Source organism: Streptomyces sp. NPDC056128, from assembly GCF_042263835.1.
Lineage (GTDB): Bacteria > Actinomycetota > Actinomycetes > Streptomycetales > Streptomycetaceae > Streptomyces.
This window is the reverse complement of sequence record NZ_JBHJVQ010000017.1, coordinates 64,508-86,338: the sequence shown is the minus strand read 5'-3', so window position 1 is coordinate 86,338 and position 21,831 is coordinate 64,508. Positions and strand designations below refer to the sequence as shown.

Here is a 21,831-nt window from a genome sequence, read left to right as displayed (position 1 = left end):
GTTCATGAGATCGGGAGGTGCGTGTGCCGGGTTTCACGCATCTGCACACCGTCTCCGGGTTCTCCGCCCGCTACGGCGCCTCCCACCCGGAGCGGCTGGCCGAGCGCGCCTCGGAGCGGGGCATGGACGCCCTCGCCCTCACCGACCGCGACACCCTCGCGGGCGCGGTCCGCTTCGCCAAGGCCTGCGCGAAGGCCGGCGTCCGCCCGCTGTTCGGCGCGGACCTGGCGGTGGCCGCCCCCGAATCCGGGACCGGCCGCACGGAGACCTCCGTACGCCGGGACCGGCGCCGCGTCCCCGTGCGCGGCGGCGCCTTCGTCGACGAGTCGGCCCCGCGGGTCACCTTCCTCGCCCGGGACGGCGCCCGCGGCTGGGCCGACCTGTGCCGCCTCGTCTCCGCCGCCCACACCGCCGAAGAGACCCCGCTGCTGCCCTGGGCCGACAACCACGCCGACGGCCTGACCGTCCTGCTCGGCCCCGGCTCCGACGTCGGCCGCGCCCTCGCCGCCGGCCGCCCCGACCGCGCGGCGAGGCTCCTCGCCCCCTGGCGGGAGGTCTACGGCGACGCCCTGCGCCTGGAGGCCGTCTGGCACGGCCGCGAAGGGACCGGCCCCGGCTCCCTGCGCCTGGCCGCCCGTACCGTCGGCTTCGCCGCCGAGCAGGGCGTCCGGCCGGTGCTCAGCAACGCCGTCAGGTACGCCGACCCCGGCCAGGGCCAGGTCGCCGACGTCCTGGACGCCGCCCGCCGCCTCGTCCCGATCGACGCCACCGGGGAACTGGACTCCGGTGAGGCGTGGCTCAAGGACGCCGCCGCCATGCGGCACGCCGCCGAGCGGATCGTCGAGTCCGCGGGCTTCCGCCGTGACACGGCCCACCGGCTGCTGGAGCAGACCCGGGCGACGGCCGCCGAGTGCCTGGTCGACCCCGAGGACGACCTCGGCATGGGCGCCGTCCACTTCCCCGAGCCCCACCTCGTGGGCGCCGGCCGCCGCACCGCTCAGCGGGCGCTCGCCTCCCGGGCGGTGGCCGGCATGGTGCTGCGCGGCTACGACCGGCGGCGCGACCACCGGGAGTACTGGGAGCGGATGCACCACGAGCTGGACATCATCGCCCACCACGGCTTCGCCTCGTACTTCCTCACCGTTGCCCAGGTCGTGGACGACGTACGGCACATGGGCATCCGGGTCGCCGCGCGCGGCTCCGGCGCGGGCTCGCTCGTCAACCACCTCCTCGGCATCGCGCACGCCGACCCGGTCGAACACGGGCTGCTGATGGAGCGGTTCCTGTCCAGGGAGCGGGTGGTGCTGCCCGACATCGACATCGACGTGGAGTCCGCGCGCCGGCTGGAGGTCTACCGCGCGATCATCGGCCGGTTCGGCACCGAGCGGGTCGCCACGGTCGCGATGCCGGAGACGTACCGGGTGCGCCACGCCGTCCGCGACGTCGGCGCCGCCCTGTCCATGGACCCGGCCGAGATCGACCGCGTCGCCAAGTCCTTCCCGCACATCCGCGCCCGCGACGCCCGCGCCGCGCTGGAGGAGCTGCCCGAGCTGAGGGAGCTGGCGGAGGAGTCCCGCCGGGACGGGGGAGGGAGGTACGGCACGTTCTGGGAGCTGGTCGAGGGCCTCGACGCCCTCCCGCGCGGCATCGCCATGCACCCCTGCGGCGTCCTGCTGTCCGACGCCTCCCTCCTCTCCCGTACGCCGGTGATGCCGACCAGCGGCGAGGGCTTCCCGATGGCGCAGTTCGACAAGGACGACGTCGAGGACCTCGGGCTGCTCAAGCTGGACGTGCTCGGCGTGCGGATGCAGTCGGCGATGGCGCACGCGGTCGCCGAGGTGAAGCGGGCGACGGGCACCGAGGTCGACCTGGACGCGGTACCGGAGGGCGACCCGGCGACGTACCGGATGATCCGCTCCGCCGAGACGCTGGGCTGCTTCCAGATCGAGTCGCCGGGACAGCGGGACCTGGTCGGCAGGCTCCAGCCGGCCACCTTCCACGACCTCGTGGTCGACATCTCGCTCTTCCGCCCCGGTCCGGTCGCCGCCGACATGGTGCGGCCGTTCATCGAGGCCCGGCACGGGCGGGCGCCGGTGCGCTATCCGCACGAGGACCTGGCGGAGCCGCTGGAGGGGACGTACGGGGTCGTCGTCTTCCACGAGCAGATCATCGACATCGTCGACATCATGACCGGCTGCGGACGCGGCGAGGCGGACCGGGTGCGGCGCGGGCTCTCCGACCCGGAGTCGCAGGGGCGGATCAAGGTGTGGTTCGCCCAGCACGCGGCGGAGCACGGGTACGACGCGGAAACGATTCAGCGCACCTGGGAGATCATCGAGGCCTTCGGCTCGTACGGCTTCTGTAAGGCGCACGCGGTCGCCTTCGCGGTGCCGACGTACCAGTCGGCGTGGCTGAAGGCCCACCATCCGGCCGCCTTCTACGCGGGCCTGCTCACCCACGACCCCGGCATGTACCCCAAGCGGCTGCTGCTGGCGGACGCGCGGCGGCGCGGGGTGCCGATCCTGCCGTTGGACGTGAACAGGTCCGGGGTCGCACACCGTATCGAACTGGTGTCCGAGAACAAGCGGGGCGCATCCGTGTGGGGCCTGCGTCTCGCCCTCTCCGACGTGCACGGCATCAGCGAGGCCGAGGCGGAACGGGCCGCCGAGGGGCAGCCGTACGCCTCCCTGCTCGACTTCTGGGAACGGGCCCGCCCCAGCAGGCCGCTGGCCGGACGGCTGGCCCAGGTCGGCGCGCTGGACGCGTTCGGCGCCAACCGCCGCGACCTGCAACTGCACCTGACCGAGCTGCACCGCGGCGCCCGGGCCGGACGCGGCGACCAACTCCCCCTCACCGGCGGCCGCAAGACCGCCTCCGCCGGACTGCCCGACCTCACCTCCGAGGAGAAGCTCAGCGCCGAACTGGGCGTGCTCTCCATGGACGCCTCGCGCAACCTGATGGACGACCACCGCACCTTCCTGCGCGAGCTGGGCGTGGTCTCGGCCAAGCGGCTGCGCGAGGCCCGGCACGGGGAGACGGTGCTGGTCGCGGGCGCCAAGGCGGCCACGCAGACACCGCCGATCCGCTCCGGGCGCCGGGTCATCTTCTCCACCCTCGACGACGGCACCGGCCTGGTCGACCTCGCCTTCTTCGACGACTCCCACGACGCCTGCGCGCACACCGTCTTCCACTCCTGGCTGCTGCTGGTGCGCGGGGTGGTGCAGCGGCGCGGCCCGCGCAGCCTCAGCGTGGTCGGCTCCGCCGCCTGGAACCTCGCCGACCTGCTGGAGGTGCGGGGAGAGGAGGGCCTCGAGGGCGTCGCGGCCCGGCTGGCAGCCGCCCCCGGCGCCGGTCCCGAGGCGGCCGACGGCGACGGGGAGCAGCGGAGGATCCGCATGTCCACGGGGTACGAGATGCACCCCTGGGCCGATCTGCGCCCCGCGGGCGAAGGGCCCGCGGTGGGAAGGAAGTTGTGGCACCAGAGTCCGGGGAGTGCGGGATGACCATTCTCTGCGTACGTTTCCAGCTGCCGCCGATGTACGAGGCGGCCCTGCCCCAGCTGCTGGGGCTCCTGGAGGAGTTCACGCCGGTCGTCGAGGCGTTGCCACCCGACGGCGCGCTGGCCGACCTGCGCGGCGCCGAGCGGTACTTCGGCCGCGACGCCGTGGAACTGGCCGCGGTGATCCGCGTCCGTGCCCTCGCGCTGTACGGCGTCGACTGCCTGATCGGCGCCGGGCCGGGCCCGATGCCGGCCCGCATGGCCCTGCGGGACGCGCGGCCGGGGCTGACCCGCGCGGTACCCGAGGGCGGGGTACGGGAGTTCCTCGCCGGCAAGCCCGTCGCCGCGCTGCCCGGCGTCGGCACCGCGACCGCCCGCACGCTGTGCGAGTACGGCCTCGACACCCTCGGCCGGGTCGCCGCCGCACCCCTGTCCACGCTCCAGCGCCTGCTCGGCGCGCGGACGGGCCGCGAGCTGCACGAGAAGGCCAACGGCATCGACCGAGGCCGGGTCGTCCCCAACGGGATCTCCCGCTCACTGGCCGCCGAACGCCCCTTCGACCGCGACGAGCTGGACCCCGACCGGCACCGCCGCGCCCTGCTCTCGGCCGCCGAGGAACTGGGCGTCCGGCTGCGCGCCGTGGAGAAGGTGTGCCGCACCCTCACCCTCACCGTGCGCTACGCCGACCGGTCGGCCACCACCCGCAGTCGCACCCTGAAGGAGCCGACCGCGCACTCGGCGGCGCTGACGCGGGCCGCGTACGGCATGTACGAGGCGCTCGGCCTCCAGCGCGCCCGGGTCCGGTCGGTCGTCCTGCGCGCCGAGGGCCTCGCCCCCGCCGAACAGGCCTCCCACCAGCTCACCTTCGACCCCGTGGACGAGAAGGTCCGCCGGATCGAGGAGGTCGCGGACCGGGCGCGGGCGAAGTTCGGGCCGCGGGCGGTGATGCCGGGGTCCTTGGCGGTGGCTTGAGGCGTCCTCGCGGGTCAGTTGGCCCACGGCGGAGTGAGCCGGGTGCCGTCGGCCAGTTCGGCCGTCAGGCCGACCGAGGTGGTGACCCAGGTCGTCGCCGTCCGGTCGGTGGGATTCTCCACGGCGAGGGTCGCCCCCGGGTTGATGATCACGGTGTCGCCCGCCGCGACGCGCTCGGTGCGGCCGTCGAGGGTGATCAGCAGTTCGCCGGTGAGCAGGTGGAGGATCTCCTCCCGGTCGACGGTGTGCGCGGGCGCCCGCGTCCCCGCCGGGATCTCGCCCCGCCAGGCGCACAGGTGGCTGCTGCCGGTGCGGGGGGTGGCGTACGAGACGAAACGGGCGCCGTGGATCTCGTGGGTGACGGCTTCGGACGAGCGGATGATGGGCATGGGGGTCTCCTGAGGGGCGAGGGGGGCTTGAGGTGCGTTGTCGGCTGCGGGCAGTCGGTGGCTGGTCGCGCAGTTCCCCGCGCCCCTTGTCGGCGTCGAGGTGACGTCCCTCAAGGGGCGCGGGGAACTGCGCGAGCAACCACGACGCACCCGCAGCCGCCCACCGGCGGAAGCCGAAATGGTCAACCTGCTTGACTACTTTGCTCGCCTCTATGGTCAAGCTGCTTGACCAATACGTCAAGGGTGTTTCAATGCCCCCGTGCAGAACTCCGACGCCATGGCGCTCTCCGCCGCCCTGCTCGCCGCGGCCGGCGGGCTCACGCAGCGCATCCACGAGGGAGTCGCCGCTCGCGGCTTCGAAGGGCTGCGGCCCGCCCACGGCTTCGCGTTCACCCGGCTCGCCCCGGACGGCGCGACGGTCACCGACCTCGCCGCGCACCTCGGGATGACCAAGCAGGCCGCCAGCCAGCTCGTCGACGAGCTGGTCCGCAAGGGGTACGCCGAACGCCGGCCGCACCCCGCCGACGCGCGCGCCCGGCTGGTGGTGCTGACCGAGACGGGGTGGGCCTGCACGCGGGCCGCGGAGGAGGCGGCGGCGGAGGCCGTGGGCGCGTGGGTCGAGGTGCTCGGCGAGGACGAGGTCCGCGCCCTGCGGGACCGTCTGCTGCGCGTCGCGCCGGGAGGGCCCGTCCGGCCCGCCTGGTAACTCGCTCCTGGTGACCCTTTATCACCTGCGGTGCACCGCAATCTGGTTATCACTGGAAGTTTTTACTGACGCGTAACTTCACACTTGCACTACTCGCCCGTAACTTGACGGGTGAACAGCATCCCGTGATCCGGATCACAGGGCGTCCTGCCGTCGCACCTCCCTGTCGCACCGCCCTTGAGCCGCAAGGAGATCACCTGATGCTGCCCTGGAGACGATTGCTCAGACCGCTGACCGCGCTGCTGCTGACCGCCGCGGTCGCCCTCTTCCCCGCCGCCACCGCCGCCCACGCCGCCGACGCCCGCCCCAGCGCCGGCTGGAACGACTTCGGCTGCAAGCCCTCCGCCGCCCATCCCCGCCCCGTCGTCCTGGTCCACGGCACCTTCGGGAACTCCGTCGACAACTGGCTCGGCCTCGCGCCCTACCTGAAGAACCGCGGCTACTGCGTCTTCTCCCTCGACTACGGCCAACTGCCCGGCGTCCCGTTCTTCCACGGCCTCGGTCCGGTCGAGAAGTCGGCGGAGCAACTGGACGCCTACGTCGACAGGGTGCTCGCCGCGACCGGCGCCGCGGAGACCGACATCGTCGGCCACTCGCAGGGCGGCATGATGCCCCGCTACTACCTGAAGTTCCTCGGCGGAGCGGCCGAGGTGAACGCCCTGGTCGGGATCGCGCCCAGCAACCACGGCACCACTCTCCTGGGCCTCACCAGGCTGCTGCCGTACTTCCCCGGCGTCGGGGACCTGCTCGACGAGAACACCCCCGCCCTCGCCGACCAGGTGGCCGGCTCCGACTTCCTCACCAAGCTCAACGAGGGCGGCGACACCGTGCCCGGCGTCCGCTACACCGTCCTTGCCACCCGGTACGACCAGGTGGTCACGCCGTACCGCAGCCAGTACCTGAGCGGTCCCGGGGTGCGCAACGTCCTGTTGCAGGACCTGTGCCCCCTCGACCTCTCCGAGCACCTGGCGATCGGGCTGTTCGACCGGATCGCCTTCCACGAGGTGGCCAACGCCCTGGACCCGGCCCGCGCCAGGCCCACCACCTGCGCCTCGGTCCTCGGCTGACCGGAGCGCCCGGAACGCGGGGCGGGGTCCGTCCGGCCTGAGCCGCCGGACGGACCCCGCGTCCCGGGTCAGCGGCCGTGCCGGCCACCGGTCGTCAGCGCCCGGCGGCGGACCGAGGCGAACAGCGCGGCCGCGCCGAGGGCCAGGGCGGCGGCGCCGCCGACGGCGATGTAGGGCGTGCTGCTGTCCCCGCCGGTCTCGGCGAGGTTCTCGGTGCCACCGCCGGCGGCCTTGACCTGGTTGGGCTCCGCGGCGGCCTCGGTGGCCGGGGCGGCGGCCGGGTCCGTGGGGTCGGTGGTGGTCTCGGCGTCCTGGTCGCCGTGGCCCCGGTGCTCGATCGTCGACTTGTCGGCCGCGGCGGCGAGCTGTTCGTCGGTGGGCGCGGAGGCCTCGGGCGCCGGTGCGGTACCGGCGGCGCTCTCGCCGCCCGTGCTCCCGCCGGTCGCGCTCTCGTCGGCCGCCGCCTCCTCGCCCGCGGCACCGCCGCCGCCGAACGAGACGTCGGAGCAGGAGTAGAACGCCTCCGGGCTGTCCGAACGCTGCCACACCGCGTACAGCAGGTGCTTGCCGGAACGCTCGGGCAGCTTGCCGGAGAAGGTGTAGAAGCCGCCCGAGGCGGCCGGGTCGGTGGCCGTCGCGACCGGGGCGGACAGATCCAGGTCGCCCCAGCCCAGCGGCTTCGCCGGGTCGTAGCCGGGCTTGGTGATGTACACCTTGAACGTGCCCTTGTGCGGGGCCGTCACGCGGTACTTGAAGGTGTACGAGCCGCTGCTCACGCTGGTCGTGGGCCAGTCCGCGCGCGCCAGGTCCATGCCCTTGAAGGCGGGGTCGTTGGCGCTGCACAGCTTGCCGTCCGGGATCAGCTCCTGGTGCTTCCCGGCGGCGTTGCCGATGCGGATGCCGTTCCAGTCGTAGAGGGCCTGCGTGCCGCCGGCCGCGACCGCGGCCTTGCACGCGGCGGACTTCGGGTTCTCGGGGCCCTCGGCATGGCACTGCGACACCCGGCTGACCGGGTCGCCCATCGAGCCGTGCGCCGACGCGGGCGCGGCGGCCAGCGTGGTCAGGGCGAGCGGGGCGAGCCCGGCGACGGCGACGGCGGCGGCCCTGCGGGACGCGGAGGGTGCGGGCATGGGGATCTCCTGGAGACGGTCACGGTGGACGTGGGGACGTGGGGACGTGGGCCGGAACCCGTGGGGTGATCAGCAAACTAGCCCCAAGAAACCGTGAAATCGCCTGCTGGAGACGGGCGATGGAGATCCTTATGGTCGCGTTAAGGGAGTGCTCAGGCTGAGCTGAGGTAGCTACCGTTCGAGGTATGGAAGACGAACAGGTCCGACAGGCGGTCACCGGCGACGTACCCGCGGTGAAGGCGGTCACCGACGCCGCCTACCGGCCCTACATCGAGCGCAATGATGTGGGAGAACCAGGAGATCTATCCGAAGTACGGGTACGAGCTCGTGGAACGCCGAGTGGACGGGCCCTACGACCGCGTCCACTACCGCAAGCGGCTGCCCTGACACGTCTGCGTCTCATGACGCGCCCGCCCGGTCAGCTCTCCGGCCACCAGGTCCGCGCGATGTCCTTGCGCACCTCCGGCCGCCCCGCGGGCCGCTCGTCGACCTCCTCGCGGACTCGGCGGGCGTCGCTCTTCTTCAGGGGCTTCTGCACGGTCAGACGGCGCATGGCTGCCTCCTTACGGATCCACCGGGTTCCGCGTTCTCACGGAGGTAGACCCTTTCCCCGAGACTCACTCATCGATGCATCCCTGTCAGTGGCGGTTGTCACGTTGCCCCGCCCCGACTCCGTTGTCAGTGGCGGGTGTCACGCTGGGTGCATGGACGAGAACGGTGACGAGACGACCACATCGGGTGTCGACTGGGACGCGGAAGCCCCCGACTTCGACGACGAGCCGGACCACGGGCTGCGCGACCCGGACGTACGCCGGGCCTGGGCCGCCCGGTTGGCGTCCTGGCTGCCCGCACGGCCCGGCGACCTCCTCGACCTGGGCTGCGGCACCGGCAGCCTGTCGCTCCTCGCGGCGGAGCAGGGACACCGCGTCACCGGCGTCGATCAGTCCCCGGCCATGGTGAAGCTCGCCCGGGCCAAACTCGCCGGTCGTGACGCGGTGTTCCTCGAGGGTGACGCCGCGGCACCGCCCGTGGGCGAGCAGCGCTTCGACGCGGTACTGGTCCGGCACGTCCTGTGGACCCTGCCCGACCCCGGCCGGGCCCTGAGCCGCTGGCGGCACCTGCTGCGCCCCGGGGGCCGGCTGGTCCTGGTCGAGGGCGTGTGGGGGACCGTCGCCCCGGTCGGCATACCCGCGGACCTGCTCACCGCCCTCCTCGCCCCGCTCGCCGGGCACGTGCGCCTGGAGCGGCTGTCGGACGACCCCGCGCTGTGGGGGCGGGAGGTGACGGACGAGCGGTACGCGGTGGTCGCGTTGCCCGAATGAGGCGCGCCCCGGGCTAGGCCAGCAGGTCCGTGAAGTCGTTTCCGCGGGCCAGGTGTTCCAGTTCGTCCAGTGCGGCCATGGCCGCCGCTGCCGCCTCCGGGTCGCGTTCCGGCAGGCCGCTCTCGGCGAACTCGTCCTCGTCCAGGCGTCGTACGTCCGTGCCGTCGGCGGAGCGCCACAGGTCCAGGTCGAGGTCCTCGACGACCAGCTCCGTGCCGGTCAGGACGGCGGGGCGGGTGATGTCGCAGTACCAGCCCTTCAGTGCTCCGGCGGCCGTGCGGACCTCCTTCACCGAGTACCAGCGGTCGCGCCAGTAGTACTCGGTGAAGACGTCGCCGGCCTCGAAGCGCACGAAGCCGAAGTCGCGGACGCCGTCACCGGCCCAGGGCGCGCGGACGGCGAGGCGGGTGCCGTCGTCGTGCAGCAGCTCACTCGCGTACCGGATTTTCGTACGGCCCGCCTTGACCAGGACGACGTCCACCCGGGCAGGCGGCTCAGCCGAGTTCGCGGACATGGCGCACCTCCGTCGCGCAGACCTCGTACCCGAGCCACTTGTTGATGGCGAGCATCGGGCCGTTGTCGGCGTCGTTGCCCGTGAAGGCCACCGTGCAGCCGGCGGCGCGGGCCCGGTGCAGGGAGTCGGTCTTGGTGAGCTTGGCCAGGCCCCGGCCGCGCTGGGCGCGGACCGTGCCCGTCATCGCGGTCGCGTACCGGGTGCCGTCGGTGTAGGCGACGCTGAAGGCGGCGGGACGCCCGTCGACGACCGCGACCGTCGTCAGTTCGCGGTTCAGCAGCGGGTTGCGCCAGGTGTCCGCGAGCCACGCCTCGTAGTCCGTGAACTCGACGTCGACGTCGCTCGGTTCGTCCGCCACCGTCTCCGCGTCCAGCTCGAACATCGGGCGGGGGTCGTCCGCGAAGTCGGCGGCGGTGCGCAGTTCGACGCCCGGGGGAGGGGTCCACCGGGGCGGGAGCGCGGCGCCCGCCAGGTCCAGCCGGAGGAAGTGCGCGGCGCGCCGCCGCTCGTAGCCGTGCCGCTCGGCGAAGGCCAGGTTGGCGGGCCCGTCCAGCACCCAGGAGTACAGCTTCGTCGCGCCCTCGCCGGCCAGGTACTCCTCGGCCGTGCGCACCAGCAGCCCGCCGGCCCCGTGCCGGAACCTCTCGGGGTGGACGTAGATGTTGAGGAACGCCTGGCCGGGCTCCGGGCTGTCGTGGACCAGCCCGATCTGCGCCGTGCCGATCACCTCCCCGTCCTCTTCCGCGACCAGGGAGCGGCTCCGGGCGTCCGGGTGGGTGTGGACGAGCCGGTGGACGATGGCCTCCGGCGTCCACAGGATGAACGGCACCGCGAGATGGCGGACATGGGCGAAGGCCGCGACGTCGGCCGGATCATCGCTGCGCAGGTCGCGCACAAGAACGGTCATGTGGGCGCACGCTACGGCGGGTGGGCCGTCGGGTGCCTCTTATTTTCGCGGGGATACGGGACAATCACCCCGTGACCTTGAAGATCCACATCGACGACGGCGCGCCGCCCTACGAGCAGGTGCGCGCGCAGATCTCCGACCAGGCCCGCTCGGGCGCCCTGCCGGTCGGCTACCGGCTGCCGACCGTACGCGGACTGGCCGAGTCCCTCGGGCTCGCCGCGAACACCGTCGCCAAGGCGTACCGGGCGCTGGAGGGGGACGGGGTGATCGAGACGCGGGGGCGCAATGGGACGTTCGTCGCTGCGGCGGGCTCTGCGGCGGAGCGGGAGGTCGCGTCTGCGGCGCAGGAGTATGCGGCGCGGGCGCGGAGGCTTGGGGTGACGGAGGCCGAGGGGATGGCTGCCGTGCGGGATGCCCTGCGGGCGGCTTACGGGGGGTGAGCGCCGTTTTGGCTACGGTCCGGTCTTGTCTGCGGGTGCGTCGTGGCTTGTCGCGCCCCGCGGCGGAGCCGCTGATCGACACAGCCCCGCGCCCCTGAGGGGCGCGTTTGGAGCAGCCTTGCGAAAAGCTGTGCGTCCCTTACCGCCGCCGCGTTCGGGTCGTTGTTGAAGTATGTGTAGACGTCCTGGTCGGGGGGCCAGGTCGTGGTGATGCGGTCGAGCCATGTCGACAGGGAGCGGTGGCCGTAGTGGGGCCACGGGGTGGCCCGGCCCTCGTGGAAGCGGACGTAGCCCCAGTCCGTGGTGCGCCACAGCGGGGTGACCGGGCGGGCCCGGACGTCCGCCCAGCACAGGGCCGCGCCCCGGGACGTCAGGACCTCGCGGACCTCGGGCGTCCACCAGGAGTCGTGCCGGGGTTCCACCGCGACCCGCGTGCCGGGCGGGAAGCAGGCGAGGCAGGTGTCCAGGAGGGCCGGGTCGGCACGCAGGGTCGGCGGGAGCTGGAGCAGGACCGGGCCGAGACGGTCGCCCAGGCCCGCCGCGTGGGTCATCAGGCGGTCGACCGGCTCCGCCGGGTCACGCAGTCGTTTGATGTGCGTCAGGTAGCGGCTCGCCTTGACCGCGACCACGAAGTCCGGCGGCACCCGTTCCCGCCACGCCTCGAACGTCTCGCGCGCCGGCAGCCGGTAGAAGGCGTTGTTGATCTCGACCGTCGGGAAGGCGTCCGTATACCGCTCCAGCCAGAGCCGGACGGGCAGACCGGGCGGGTAGAAGGCCTCCCGCCAGTCCCGGTACTGCCAGCCCGACGTGCCGACGAATAGGGGCATACCCCCATCAAAGCAGCTCTAGCAGCTCTAGCAGCTCTAGCAGCTATAGCGGCTACAGGTAGAGCCCGGCCTCCGAACCCGCCCGCGGCTCCGGCAGCGCGGTGGGCGAGGTGCCCCGGCGCAGCGCGTACAGCTCCGCCAGGGTGGCACCCTCGCGGCCCACCCCCTCCTCGGTGCCGAGCCAGCCGACCGCCTCCCGGCGGGTCAGCGGGCCGACCTCGATGCGGGCCAGGCAGCGGCCGGGGCGGACTACGGCGGGGTGGAGGCGTTCGAGGTCCTCGTTGGTCGTGACGCCGACGAGGACGTTGCGGCCCTGGCCCAGGAGACCGTCCGTGAGGTTCAGCAGCCGCGAGAGCGCCTGCCCCGCGGTGTGCTTGGCCTCGCCGCGGATCAGTTCGTCGCAGTCCTCCAGGAGCAGCAGCCGCCAGCGGCCCTTGCCCGCCGCGTCCTCCTCGCCGATGGCGATGTCCATCAGATAGCCGACGTCGGAGAAGAGCCGCTCGGGGTCGAGGACGCAGTCCACCTGGCACCAGTCCCGCCAGGACCGGGCGAGCGTGCGCAGCGCCGAGGTCTTGCCGGTGCCGGGCGGCCCGTGCAGGAGCAGCAGGCGGCCCGCGATGTCCTCCGGGGTCGTCTTCATCAGGCTGTCCATCGCGTCCGCGACCGGCGCCGTGTAGTTGGCGCGGACTTCCTCCCAGGTGCCCGCGGAGATCTGCCGGGTGGTGCGGTGCGGGCCACGGCGCGGGGAGACGTACCAGAAGCCCATCGTGACGTTCTCCGGCTGCGGTTCGGGCTCGTCCGCGGCGCCGTCCGTCGCCTCGCCGAGCACCTTCTCCGCCAGTTCGGCGCTGGTCGCCGTCACCGTGACGTCGGCGCCCCGGTTCCACCGCGAGACGAGCAGCGTCCAGCCGTCGCCCTCCGCCAGCGTCGCGCTGCGGTCGTCGTCGCGGGCGGTCCGCAGCACCCGCGCGCCGTCCGGCAGCAGCGTGGCGGCGGACCGTACGCGGTCGATGTTCGCCGCGTGCGAGTACGGCTGCTCGCCCGTCGCGAAGCGGCCGAGGAACAGCGCGTCGACGACGTCGGACGGGGAGTCGCTGTCGTCGACGTTGAGCCGGATCGGCAGGGCGTCGTGCGGGTTCACGGACATGCCGCCATGATCCGGCACCCGGCCGCCGCGTGCACCCGGTTTCCCGGGCACACGCGGTGCGGACGGCACGCGGCGGCCGGCGGTGCGGGCGGCCGGCGGTTCAGGCACCGGCCCCCAGCACCCGCCTCCCCGCCTGCCGGGTCCTGCGGAGCACGGCGTACCCCTTGGTGAGGACGCGGTCCCCGGCGAAGGTCCGGGCGATCGCGCGGCCCTCGACCAGCCGGGCGAACTCGTCGAGCCCCGTGCGGCGGCGCACGGTGACCCGCCGCAGGGCGTACGGCCCCTGGGCGCGGCGGGCCAGGCCGTTGCCGACGGCGAGCGCCTGCGCGTACCCGGTCTCCCGCACCGCGCGCCGCACCCGGCGGTCCGAGTACCCGTACGGGTAGGCGAACGAGTCCGGTACGGTGCCCAGTTGGTCGGCGACGATCTCCTTGCAGTGGATCAGCTCGAACCGCAGCCGCTCCTCGCCGAGCTGGTCCAGCTGCGGATGCGTGTGGCTGTGCCCCCCGATCTCCACGCCGGTCGCGGCCAGTTCGCGGACCTGGTCCCAGTCGAGCATGGTGTCCAGGGCGCCCCCGGTGTCGTACGGGCCGCGCAGCCAGCCGGTCGAGACGAACAGGGTGGCCGGGAATCCGTGCTTGGCCAGGGCGGGCAGGGCGTGCCGGTGCACGCCCTCGTAGCCGTCGTCGAAGGTGATCAGGACGGGCCGCCTCGGCAGCGGACGCCCCGAGCGCCAGGCGGCGGCCAGTTCCGCCGTGCCGATCGGGGTCAGGCCCCGGTCGGCGATCGCCGCCATCTGCTCCGCGAAGGCCTCCGGGGTCACCGACAGGGCGCGGGTGGCGTCGTTCGGTTCGGCGGCGACCGCGTGGTACATGAGCACCGGCACGCGCGCGTCTGCCTCCTCAGCCATGCGCGCCCCCCTCGGCGGGAGCGAGCGGCGCCACCGAGAACGTGGCCCCGCCCCGGCGGGCCCGCAGGCTCCCCACCACGTAACCTCCCGCCGCCGTGAGCACCCCGGCGACGATCGCGCCCGCCCGGCCCGCGCCGCCCGGCCGGGCCAGCACGGCGTCGCGCAGCCCCCGCGCCACCCCGGCCGGCAGTACCCGGGTGGCGTACCGGCGTTCGGACTCCAGGCCCTTGTCCGCGCCGACGCTGCGTGCCACCAGGGCCTTGGACAGGCCCTCGGCGTAGGCGCGGGTGCGGAAGTAGCCGAAGTGCTCGCGGGCCGCGGGCACCCGGTGGTGGATCACCGCCCGGTCGTCGATCAGCAGGACGGCGTCGGGCCGGGCGCGGGAGAGCCGGATGCACAGCTCGGTCTCCTCGCAGCCCAGCGGGCGCTTGTCGCCGTCCCGTCCGATGCCGGTGGCGAAGCCGCCCGCCGCGTCGAACGCCTCGCGCCGGAAGGAGGCGTTGCCGCCCAGCACGTTGCGCACCCGGACCCGGCCGGGCGGCAGGCCGCGGTACGTGCAGCCCACCACCCAGTCGAACTCCTCGGGGAACCAGACGGGCCGGCGCCCCGACGCCCAGATCGGCACAGTGCGCCCGCCGACGGCGACGACCGCCGGGTCGGCGTACCCCTCGGCGAAGTGCCGCAGCCAGTCGCGTTCGGCCACGGCGTCGTCGTCGAGGAAGGCGATCACCTCCCCGCGCGAGGCGGCGATGCCGGTGTTGCGGCCGGCGGACAGGCCGCGGGGGCCCGCGTTGGCGAGCACCCGCACCTCCCTCCGTTCCGTGTACTCCTCGTACTCCTTGAGCAGCCGGTCCCGGAGCGCCTCGTTGTGGTCGACGACCAGCAGCGTCTCCCGGGCCGGGTGGGACTGCGCCCGCACCGAGTCGACCGCCGCGAGGATGTCCTCCCAGCGGTCCTCGGTGTAGACGCAGATCACCACGGAGACCGTGAGCGAGGCGCGGCTACCGCTCAAGACGCCTTCCCGCGGGCGGGTGCCACCGGGCTGACCGGGGTCACCGGCGCGACGGCGGTGACGGAACCGACCGGGCCGAGCGTCGCCGAGCGCGTACGGCCGCGCAGCGCACGCCGGTTGGAGCGCTCGTCGAGGATGACTCTCAGCACCCGCAACCCGTCCCGCACCGCGCGCAGGTTGCTGACGCCGTGGATGCGCAGGTACTCGTGGCTGGGAATCTCCTGGACCTTCAGGCCGGCCTTGACCACCCTGATGTTCATCAGGGTCTCCACCTCGAAGCCGGTGCAGTCAAGGTCGATCTTGTCCAGGCAGTGCCGCCAGAACGCGTTGTAGCCGTAGCAGAGGTCGGTGTAGCGGGCGCCGAACTTCCGGTTGACCACCGCGCACAGGGCGCGGTTGCCGAGCTTGCGGATGAAGGTCATGTCGTCGGTGCCGCCGCCGTTGGCGAAGCGGGAGCCCTTGGCGAAGTCGGCGCCGGAGACGAGCGCGGAGACGTAGGAGACGATCTCCTGGCCGTCGGCCGAGCCGTCGGCGTCGACCATCACGATGATGTCCCCGGTGCACGCCTTGAAGCCGGTGATCAGCGCGTCCCCCTTGCCCTTGCCGCGCTGCTCGACGACCTTGACGTCCGGCCACAGCTCCCGGGCGACCTCGATGGTGTTGTCGGTGGAGTTGCCGTCCACGAGGACGACCTCGTGGACCCAGTCGGGCAGTGTCTTGAAGACGTAGGGAAGGTTCTCCGCCTCGTTCATGGCGGGTATGACCACGCTCACCGGCGGTGCTATCGCCAGGTGCGAGGAGACGGGCCGGTACGTGCCGGCGGGTGTCGGGTCGGCCGACGGATCATTGCCCGTCGAAGCCGGCTGCAGAACTGAGCTCATGAGTCTGGTCCCTCTCGTCCGGCGGACCGCCCGCCCCAGGGGCGGTCCGGCTCTGTATCCGGTTCGAAAGGGGGGTTCTCGCCCAACAGCGCGCGACGAAGTGCTACTCCGTGCGTGCCAGATGAGCTGGCAAAGCTTGTCGGCACCGCGAGAAAAACGGCAGCCGACCGCGCGGCACGGCCCGGTCACCGATGCGGTCACCGAGCACGGCACCCCCCTACCGCGCATCCCGCCCCGGTGCGCCGCGGCCTCGAGCCCTCCCCTGAGCCGCTTGCCGACGTACCGATGCGGGAGATGTATGACGGTATTGACGGTTGAAACCGTATGGCAAGACCTGGACGCAGGTCTCACGTTTTTGTTGTTTTGCCGTCATCTGTTCTTCGCGCCTCAATCTGGCCCAGCCCGGCTCGGAGCGTCAAGGGCGCACTGACGTTCCCACTGACTTTCGTCCGATTTTGAATGACTGTCAGCCATTTCTTGGCATGGACACTCCCGGTCAACGCGCGTCACTGTTACGACGGTTACGGCAGAGATCCTGCTAAAGGAGGTTCCATGAGACGTCTCCGACTTGTCGGCTTCCTGAGTTCCGTCCTCCTCGCCGCCGGCGCCGCCCTCACCGGGGCCGCGACCGCCCAGGCGGCCCAACCCACCGCGGCCGGGGGCTATGTGGCCCTCGGCGACTCCTACTCCTCCGGGGTCGGAGCGGGCAGCTACATCAGCTCCAGCGGCGACTGCAAGCGCAGCACGAAGGCCCACCCGTACCTCTGGGCGGCCGCCAACTCCCCCACGACCTTCGACTTCACGGCCTGTTCCGGCGCCCGAACGAGTGAAGTTCTCTCCGGACAACTCGGCCCGCTCTCCACGGCCACCGGCCTCGTCTCGATCAGCGTCGGCGGCAACGACGCGGGCTTCGCCGACGTCATGACGACCTGTGTGCTCCAGTCCGACAGCGCCTGCCTCTCGCGGATCGCCACCGCGAAGGCGTACGTCGACTCGACGCTGCCCGGCAGCCTCGACAGCGTCTACTCGGCGATCAGCGCCAAGGCTCCGAACGCCGACGTCGTCGTCATCGGCTACCCGCGCTTCTACAAGCTCGGCACCTCCTGCATCGGCCTCTCCGAGACCAAGCGGAAGGCGATCAACGACGCCTCCGACCACCTCAACACCGCCATCGCCAAGCGGGCCGCCGACCACGGCTTCACCTTCGGCGACGTCCGCACCACCTTCACCGGTCACGAGCTGTGCTCCGGCGCCTCGTGGCTGCACAGCGTCAACTGGCTGAACATCGGCGAGTCGTACCACCCGACCGCGGCCGGTCAGTCCGGCGGCTACCTGCCGGTCCTCAACGGCGCCGCCTGACCCGAAGCGGAAGCGGAAGAGGAGGGGGAGGCCCCGTCCGTCGGGGTCTCCGTCTCCGTCCCGGTCTCGCAGGTCACGGAGAACGCCACCGCGTTCGACGTGACCCGCACCGGGGACCGCACCTCCACCCGCACGGCGCCCTCGAACGCGCCGCTGTCCTCACGCGTCGTCACCACGACGGTGTCCTCGTCCGAGCGGTCGCCGTCCGCGGGGAAGGACAGCGTCCGCCACCCCGGGTCGGAGACCGAACCGTCGTCCGTGACCCAGCGGTAGCCGACCTCCGCGGGCAGCCGCCCCACCGTGAACGTCGCCGTGAAGGCGGGCGCCCGGTCGCGCGGCGGGGGACAGGTGCCCGAGTAGTCGGGGTGCGAGCCCGCCACGGACACCTTCACCGACTGCGGGGGCGTACCGCTCTCCGAACCGTCGTCCTCCGACTCCGACTCCGACTCCGACGACTTCGACGGACTCGGCTCGGCACTCTCGCCCGGTCCCGTCGTCGTGGCACTCGCCGAAGGGCCCCGGCCGCCCCCCGAGCCCTCCGTCCCGTCACCGCCGTCCGAGCGGTTCAGCAGCCCGTACGTCAGCCCGGCCGCCGCCAGCGCGAGCACGGCCACTCCGGCGATCAGTACGGCACGCGCGCGCCGGTCCCGGTGCGCGGGCGGGCCCGTCCCGGTCGTGCCCGCCGTCGTCGCCGGTCCCGGCAGCGGGGGAGTCGGAGCGGCCTCCGCGTCATGACGACCCGCGACGGTCGTGGCGTACCCGTCCGTCGGCGCCGCGCCGTACGCGCCTCGCTCCGACGCAGGGGTGCCCCCGGCGCCCACGAGCCGCAGCTCCCGCTCGGCGCGTTCCGCCGGGAGCCGCTCGGCCGGGTCCTTGCGCAGCAGCCCCTCGATGACGGGCGCGAGCGCGCCCGCCCGGTACGGCGGCGGCAACTCCTCGTCGACAATCGCGCGCAGGGTGCTCAGCGGAGTGTCCTGGCGGAACGGCGAGGCACCCTCGACCGCCGCGTACAGCAGCACGCCCAGCGACCACAGGTCGGACTCGGGACCGGGGGTGCGGCCCAGCGCCCGCTCCGGGGCGAGGAACTCGGGCGAGCCGATGACCTCGCCGGTCATGGTCAGCGCGGAGCTGCCCTCGACCCTGGCGATCCCGAAGTCGGTGAGCACCACCCGGCCGTCGTTCGACAGCAGCACGTTGGCCGGCTTCACGTCCCGGTGCAGCACCCCGGCCGCGTGCGCGGCCCGCAGCGCGGCCAGCACCTCGGCACCGATCAGCGCGGCCCGCCCCGGCTCCAACGGGCCCTCGGCGTCCAGCAGGTCGGCCAGGGACAGCCCGCGGACCAGCTCCATCACGATCCAGGGCCGGTCGCCGTCGGTGGCGACGTCGTACACCGTGACGACGTTGTGGTGGGCGACCCGGGCCGCGGCCCACGCCTCGCGCTCCAGCCGGGCGTACATCCGCCGCACGTCGCTCTCCGGCAGCCCGGAGGGGGCGCGCACCTCCTTGACGGCGACCTCGCGGTTCAGCACCTCGTCGCGGGCGCGCCACACCGTGCCCATGCCGCCCTCGCCGAGAGGGGACAGGAGGCGGTAGCGGCCGGCGATCACGCGCTCACCGCCGGGTTCCTCGAACACCGGCGCCCCCTAAGACGTCTCGCGCGGACACGTCCCGGGAACGGGCCCGGCTGTCCGCCGCGTTCTTCCCAAAGTAGCTCAGCCGAGTGCGGATGCCGCCCCCCTGAACACCAATCCGGCCCCGAGGACCACCACCACGCACGCCGATCCGAGCGGGGTGGCCCGGCGCACCATGCCCGCCAGCCGGCCGGACGTCCACCGGGGGCGCCGCGTCAGCAGCCGACTCACGCCACCGCCGAACCGGACGACCGCGACCCCGGCGGCGGTGAGGGTGAGGGCGAGCCCGAGGCCGTACGCGACCACGAGCAGCAGTCCGAACCAGGCGTGGCCGACGGCCGCGGCGCCCACGAGCACCACCACGGCGGACGGACTGGGCACGAGCCCGCCCGCGAAGCCCAGGAGAATCGTGCCGCGCAGGGTGGGGGAGACGGGGTGGGTGTGGGTGTGCGGTCCGTGTTCGTGAGGGTGATGGTGCCCGTGGCCGTGCCCATGCCCGTGGCCGTGGTCATGACTGTGACTGTGTCCGTGGTCGTGGTCGTGATGGTGACCGTGCGCGTGCGTACGGCCGTGCGCCCGGTTGCGCAGGGCGCGGCGTACGAGGCTCGCGCCCGCCAGCGTGACCAGGACGCCGCCGGAGACACCGAGCCACGCGACGACCGACGGCGTGGCCGCGGAACCCGCGGTGACCAGGAGGCCGAGGACGACCACGCCCAGGGTGTGGGTGACCGTCACCGAGGCCGCCATGGGGAGGACGTCCTTCAGCCGGGCCCCGCCGCCCCGGGCGGCCGCCGTCGCCGCCATCAGGGTCTTGCCGTGGCCCGGTGCGAGCGCGTGCCCCGCGCCGAGGGCGACCGCGACGACCAGGGCGAGGGCGGCGAAGCCGAGGGTGAGGTGCTGGCGGGCGACCAGGGAGTCCAGCGCGCGGGTCCAGCGGTCCGCGCCGCGGGGCAGGACGGAGGCGGCGGGGGCGTCCTGCCGGTCCCGGTCCAGGGCGGGACCGCCGGGCCGGACCCGCAGCGACGCGCTCGCCGTGTCGGCCGGGGAGGACAGCGACTCCCGCGGATAGCGGGTCAGTTCGCGTGAAGCCGACTCCTCCGGCACGTCCGACGCGGTGAGCGTCGTACGGTCGCCGCGCGCGGTGATCTCCCGCCAGCCGGGGCCCGCCGAGGCGCCGGCCGCACGGAAGCCGACGCTCACCGGACCGGACTCGGGCAGCGGTGCCGTGAACCGGCACTCCAGCCGCAGCGTGTCGAGCCCGGCCTGCCCCGGCCGCACGCGCACGCCGCTGTGCCGGGCGGTGAGGGCGACGCCGCGGCCGTCCACGGTGAGCCGGCTGTCGAGCGCCGCCCGCTCGCAGCGCCGCCGGGCCCACTCGGCCGGGCCGAGCCGCTCGACCTCGGGGCCCGCCTGGGTCGCCGGGATCTCGGCGAGGTCCTCGACGTGGTCGACGCGCAGTTGACCGGGGGCGGCGATCAGACCGTCGTAGCGGTTGACGGTGAAGTTGCCGAGCGGATGCGCGCTCGCGCCCGCCGGGGCGAGGAGGACCAGGGCGCACGCGGCGGTGAGGGCGGCGGCGCCGCGCGCGAGGAGACCGCGGGGCGTCAACGGGCCGCCTCCAGTTCCTTCAGCGCCCTGCGCGCCTCGCGGGCGCCGAGCGGCGAGAAGCCCGGGTCGAGGCCGAGCGCCGCGGAGAGATGGCGGCGCGCGTCCCCGTGCCGTCCCACGGCGCGCTCGATCACGCCCAGGTGGTAGAGGAACGCGGCGTCGCGGTACCCCGTGGCGACGGCCCGACGGGCGTACGGCAGTGCCTCCCGGTCACGGCCGTTGACGTGCAGCGCCCAGGCGAGCGCGTCGGCGGTATGCACGGTGCGGCGGCGGTCCCACTCGGCGAGGGCCGCGCGCAGGGCTGCCTTCCGGTCGCCGTGGTCGGCGGCGGCGAGGGCGGTGTCCAGGTCGGCTTCGACACCGCCGGCCCGGGCGAGCGCCGTCCACGCGTCGACGAGAGCGTACTGCTCGCGCGCCTTCGCCGGCTCGCCGCGCACCTCGTACAGCTCGCCGAGCGCGACGAGCGGACCGGGCAGCGGGGCGCGGGCGACCACGCGCTCCAGGTCCCCGACCGCGCCGTCCCGGTCGCCGCTCGCGGCCCTGGCCCTGGCCCGGCCCTCCAGGGCGGGCAGGTACGTGTCGTCGGCGGCGAGGGCTCGGGCGTAGTGGCGCAGGGCGGCCGGCTGGTCGCCCTGCCTGCGGGCGAGGTGGCCCAACTGCGTGGCGACGTAGGCCACGTCGGCGGGGGAGGAGGCAGCGGCGAGCGCCCGCTCCAGCACCTTCCGCGCGGTGTCCGTCTCGCCGCGCAGTTCGCGGACGTACGCGTACCGGGTGAAGACGGGGACGCCGGGGCGCCGGGTGTCGGCGGTGTCGGCGGCCCGGGCCGCGTCGTCGTAGCGGCCCAGCTCGACGAGGGCGTCGACACGGGAGCACAGGGCCCGCTCGTTGTAGGGGTTCGCCGCCAGCGCGCGGTCGGCGTACGTCAGGGCCGTGGCGAAGTCGTGCCGGGCGGCGGCGAGCGCGGCGCGGCCCGACAGTGCCAGGTCGTTGCCCGGCTTCAGCTCCAGGGACCGCTTCAGCGCCCGCTCGGCCCTCGGATAGCGGGAGGGGTCGCCGTCGGTGCGGGCCAGCTCGACGTGGGCCAGCCCGAGGGCCGCCCAGCCCTCGAAGTCGCGGGGCTGGGCCCGGAGCCGGGCCTCCAGCGCGGGAATCCCCACGTCGGGCCCGGCGTCGCGCACCGCTCCCGGCCGGCCCGTGGGTGCGCCGCCCGGCACGACGCCGGCCCCCTCCCGGGCGCCGCCGACCGCGACGGCCCCCGCGCTGAGGGCCACGGCCAGCAGGACGGCGCACCCGGTGACCTGGAGTCCCCGCCAGCGTCGCGCCGCCGCCGCGAACCGCCGCACGGCGACGACCCGCGCCACGTCCCTTCCGGCACCGGGCGGTGCGTCACCGGGGCCGGGGGTCGCGGCGGCGACGGCGTCGGTGTCGGGCGGGGGTGGGGCGGTGGCGGCCGGGTCGGGTGGCTCGCTCCGTGCCTCGTTGTCGTTGCCGTGCGAGGACATGCCTCTCC

20 protein-coding genes and 1 pseudogene are annotated in these 21,831 nt (G+C 73.8%); 8 read left to right on the top strand and 13 right to left on the bottom strand.

Features of this window, described 5'->3' with window-relative positions; all coding sequences use genetic code 11:
* Positions 1-23 precede the first annotated feature (23 nt).
* Together ACFC1X_RS26770 and ACFC1X_RS26765 are read left to right on the top strand one after the other, a co-directional pair.
* The gene (locus tag ACFC1X_RS26770; protein ID WP_376357761.1) at positions 24-3,503 is read left to right on the top strand and encodes a DNA polymerase III subunit alpha; all 3,480 of its coding nucleotides are present in this window, start codon (positions 24-26) and stop codon (positions 3,501-3,503) included.
* Entirely contained in the window at positions 3,500-4,471 is a 972-nt protein-coding gene (locus tag ACFC1X_RS26765; protein WP_376357758.1) for a hypothetical protein, read from the top strand. Before ACFC1X_RS26770 ends, ACFC1X_RS26765 begins: the two co-directional genes overlap by 4 nt.
* Before the next feature lie 14 nt (positions 4,472-4,485).
* Here ACFC1X_RS26765 and ACFC1X_RS26760 read toward each other — a convergent pair whose 3' ends face one another.
* The gene (locus ACFC1X_RS26760) at positions 4,486-4,860 is read right to left on the bottom strand and encodes a cupin domain-containing protein (protein ID WP_376357755.1); all 375 of its coding nucleotides are present in this window, start codon (positions 4,858-4,860) and stop codon (positions 4,486-4,488) included.
* 259 nt (positions 4,861-5,119) lie between these two features.
* On the opposite strand from ACFC1X_RS26760, the gene ACFC1X_RS26755 reads away from it, so the two are divergent.
* Together ACFC1X_RS26755 and ACFC1X_RS26750 are read left to right on the top strand one after the other, a co-directional pair.
* Positions 5,120-5,566: a MarR family winged helix-turn-helix transcriptional regulator gene (locus tag ACFC1X_RS26755; RefSeq protein ID WP_376357752.1), complete on the top strand. Its 447-nt coding sequence runs from the start codon at positions 5,120-5,122 to the stop codon at positions 5,564-5,566.
* Between the two features lie 200 nt (positions 5,567-5,766).
* Positions 5,767-6,633, top strand: coding sequence for an esterase/lipase family protein (locus tag ACFC1X_RS26750; RefSeq protein ID WP_376357750.1), 867 nt, complete (start codon positions 5,767-5,769; stop codon positions 6,631-6,633).
* A 68-nt stretch (positions 6,634-6,701) separates the two neighbouring features.
* On the opposite strand, the gene ACFC1X_RS26745 is transcribed toward ACFC1X_RS26750, so the two are convergent.
* The gene (locus tag ACFC1X_RS26745; protein WP_376357747.1) at positions 6,702-7,763 is read right to left on the bottom strand and encodes a lytic polysaccharide monooxygenase; all 1,062 of its coding nucleotides are present in this window, start codon (positions 7,761-7,763) and stop codon (positions 6,702-6,704) included.
* A gap of 270 nt (positions 7,764-8,033) precedes the next feature.
* Here ACFC1X_RS26745 and ACFC1X_RS26740 point away from each other — a divergent pair.
* Positions 8,034-8,150, top strand: a pseudogene (locus tag ACFC1X_RS26740) (GNAT family N-acetyltransferase); the annotation flags it as partial.
* A gap of 31 nt (positions 8,151-8,181) precedes the next feature.
* Here ACFC1X_RS26740 and ACFC1X_RS26735 read toward each other — a convergent pair.
* Positions 8,182-8,316, bottom strand: a complete 135-nt coding sequence (locus ACFC1X_RS26735) for a hypothetical protein (protein ID WP_122617396.1) — start codon at positions 8,314-8,316, stop codon at positions 8,182-8,184.
* A 151-nt stretch (positions 8,317-8,467) separates the two neighbouring features.
* Between ACFC1X_RS26735 and ACFC1X_RS26730 the strand changes: the two genes are divergently transcribed.
* On the top strand, positions 8,468-9,085 hold the full coding sequence (locus tag ACFC1X_RS26730) for a class I SAM-dependent methyltransferase (protein WP_376357744.1): 618 nt from the start codon (positions 8,468-8,470) through the stop codon (positions 9,083-9,085).
* Between the two features lie 13 nt (positions 9,086-9,098).
* Here ACFC1X_RS26730 and ACFC1X_RS26725 read toward each other — a convergent pair whose 3' ends face one another.
* Together ACFC1X_RS26725 and ACFC1X_RS26720 are read right to left on the bottom strand one after the other, a co-directional pair.
* Positions 9,099-9,599 carry a DUF402 domain-containing protein gene (locus ACFC1X_RS26725; protein ID WP_376357741.1) on the bottom strand — a complete coding sequence of 167 codons (501 nt, stop codon included), beginning with the start codon at positions 9,597-9,599 and terminating at the stop codon, positions 9,099-9,101.
* Entirely contained in the window at positions 9,580-10,506 is a 927-nt protein-coding gene (locus ACFC1X_RS26720; protein ID WP_376357738.1) for a GNAT family N-acetyltransferase, read from the bottom strand. The genes ACFC1X_RS26725 and ACFC1X_RS26720 overlap by 20 nt, the downstream gene beginning before the upstream one ends.
* Before the next feature lie 71 nt (positions 10,507-10,577).
* On the opposite strand from ACFC1X_RS26720, the gene ACFC1X_RS26715 reads away from it, so the two are divergent.
* The gene (locus ACFC1X_RS26715) at positions 10,578-10,946 is read left to right on the top strand and encodes a GntR family transcriptional regulator (protein WP_376357736.1); all 369 of its coding nucleotides are present in this window, start codon (positions 10,578-10,580) and stop codon (positions 10,944-10,946) included.
* On the opposite strand, the gene ACFC1X_RS26710 is transcribed toward ACFC1X_RS26715, so the two are convergent.
* From ACFC1X_RS26710 to ACFC1X_RS26690, 5 genes are all read right to left on the bottom strand, one after another.
* Positions 10,934-11,773 (bottom strand): DUF72 domain-containing protein, encoded by an 840-nt coding sequence (locus tag ACFC1X_RS26710; protein ID WP_376357733.1) that lies wholly within the window; start codon positions 11,771-11,773, stop codon positions 10,934-10,936. The two genes, ACFC1X_RS26715 and ACFC1X_RS26710, sit on opposite strands and share 13 nt — an antisense overlap.
* A gap of 52 nt (positions 11,774-11,825) precedes the next feature.
* Positions 11,826-12,920: a DUF5925 domain-containing protein gene (locus ACFC1X_RS26705; RefSeq protein WP_376357731.1), complete on the bottom strand. Its 1,095-nt coding sequence runs from the start codon at positions 12,918-12,920 to the stop codon at positions 11,826-11,828.
* Positions 12,921-13,020: 100 nt separating this feature from the next.
* Positions 13,021-13,830 (bottom strand): polysaccharide deacetylase family protein, encoded by an 810-nt coding sequence (locus ACFC1X_RS26700; protein ID WP_376357728.1) that lies wholly within the window; start codon positions 13,828-13,830, stop codon positions 13,021-13,023.
* Positions 13,823-14,842: a glycosyltransferase family 2 protein gene (locus tag ACFC1X_RS26695; RefSeq protein WP_376357726.1), complete on the bottom strand. Its 1,020-nt coding sequence runs from the start codon at positions 14,840-14,842 to the stop codon at positions 13,823-13,825. The genes ACFC1X_RS26700 and ACFC1X_RS26695 overlap by 8 nt, the downstream gene beginning before the upstream one ends.
* A complete protein-coding gene (locus ACFC1X_RS26690) occupies positions 14,839-15,723 on the bottom strand; it encodes a glycosyltransferase family 2 protein (RefSeq protein ID WP_376357723.1) in 885 nt (294 codons plus the stop codon). Before ACFC1X_RS26690 ends, ACFC1X_RS26695 begins: the two co-directional genes overlap by 4 nt.
* 552 nt (positions 15,724-16,275) lie before the next feature.
* On the opposite strand from ACFC1X_RS26690, the gene ACFC1X_RS26685 reads away from it, so the two are divergent.
* On the top strand, positions 16,276-17,082 hold the full coding sequence (locus ACFC1X_RS26685) for an SGNH/GDSL hydrolase family protein (protein ID WP_376357720.1): 807 nt from the start codon (positions 16,276-16,278) through the stop codon (positions 17,080-17,082).
* Here the strand turns inward: ACFC1X_RS26685 and ACFC1X_RS26680 are convergent.
* The 3 genes from ACFC1X_RS26680 to ACFC1X_RS26670 all read right to left on the bottom strand — a co-directional run bounded on the left by ACFC1X_RS26680 (position 17,052) and on the right by ACFC1X_RS26670 (position 21,823).
* Positions 17,052-18,716, bottom strand: a complete 1,665-nt coding sequence (locus ACFC1X_RS26680; RefSeq protein ID WP_376357717.1) for a serine/threonine-protein kinase — start codon at positions 18,714-18,716, stop codon at positions 17,052-17,054. The genes ACFC1X_RS26685 and ACFC1X_RS26680 overlap by 31 nt on opposite strands.
* A gap of 78 nt (positions 18,717-18,794) precedes the next feature.
* Positions 18,795-20,321 (bottom strand): sulfite exporter TauE/SafE family protein, encoded by a 1,527-nt coding sequence (locus ACFC1X_RS26675; protein WP_376357715.1) that lies wholly within the window; start codon positions 20,319-20,321, stop codon positions 18,795-18,797.
* Positions 20,318-21,823, bottom strand: coding sequence for a tetratricopeptide repeat protein (locus tag ACFC1X_RS26670; protein WP_376357712.1), 1,506 nt, complete (start codon positions 21,821-21,823; stop codon positions 20,318-20,320). Before ACFC1X_RS26670 ends, ACFC1X_RS26675 begins: the two co-directional genes overlap by 4 nt.
* Positions 21,824-21,831: the final 8 nt, after the last annotated feature.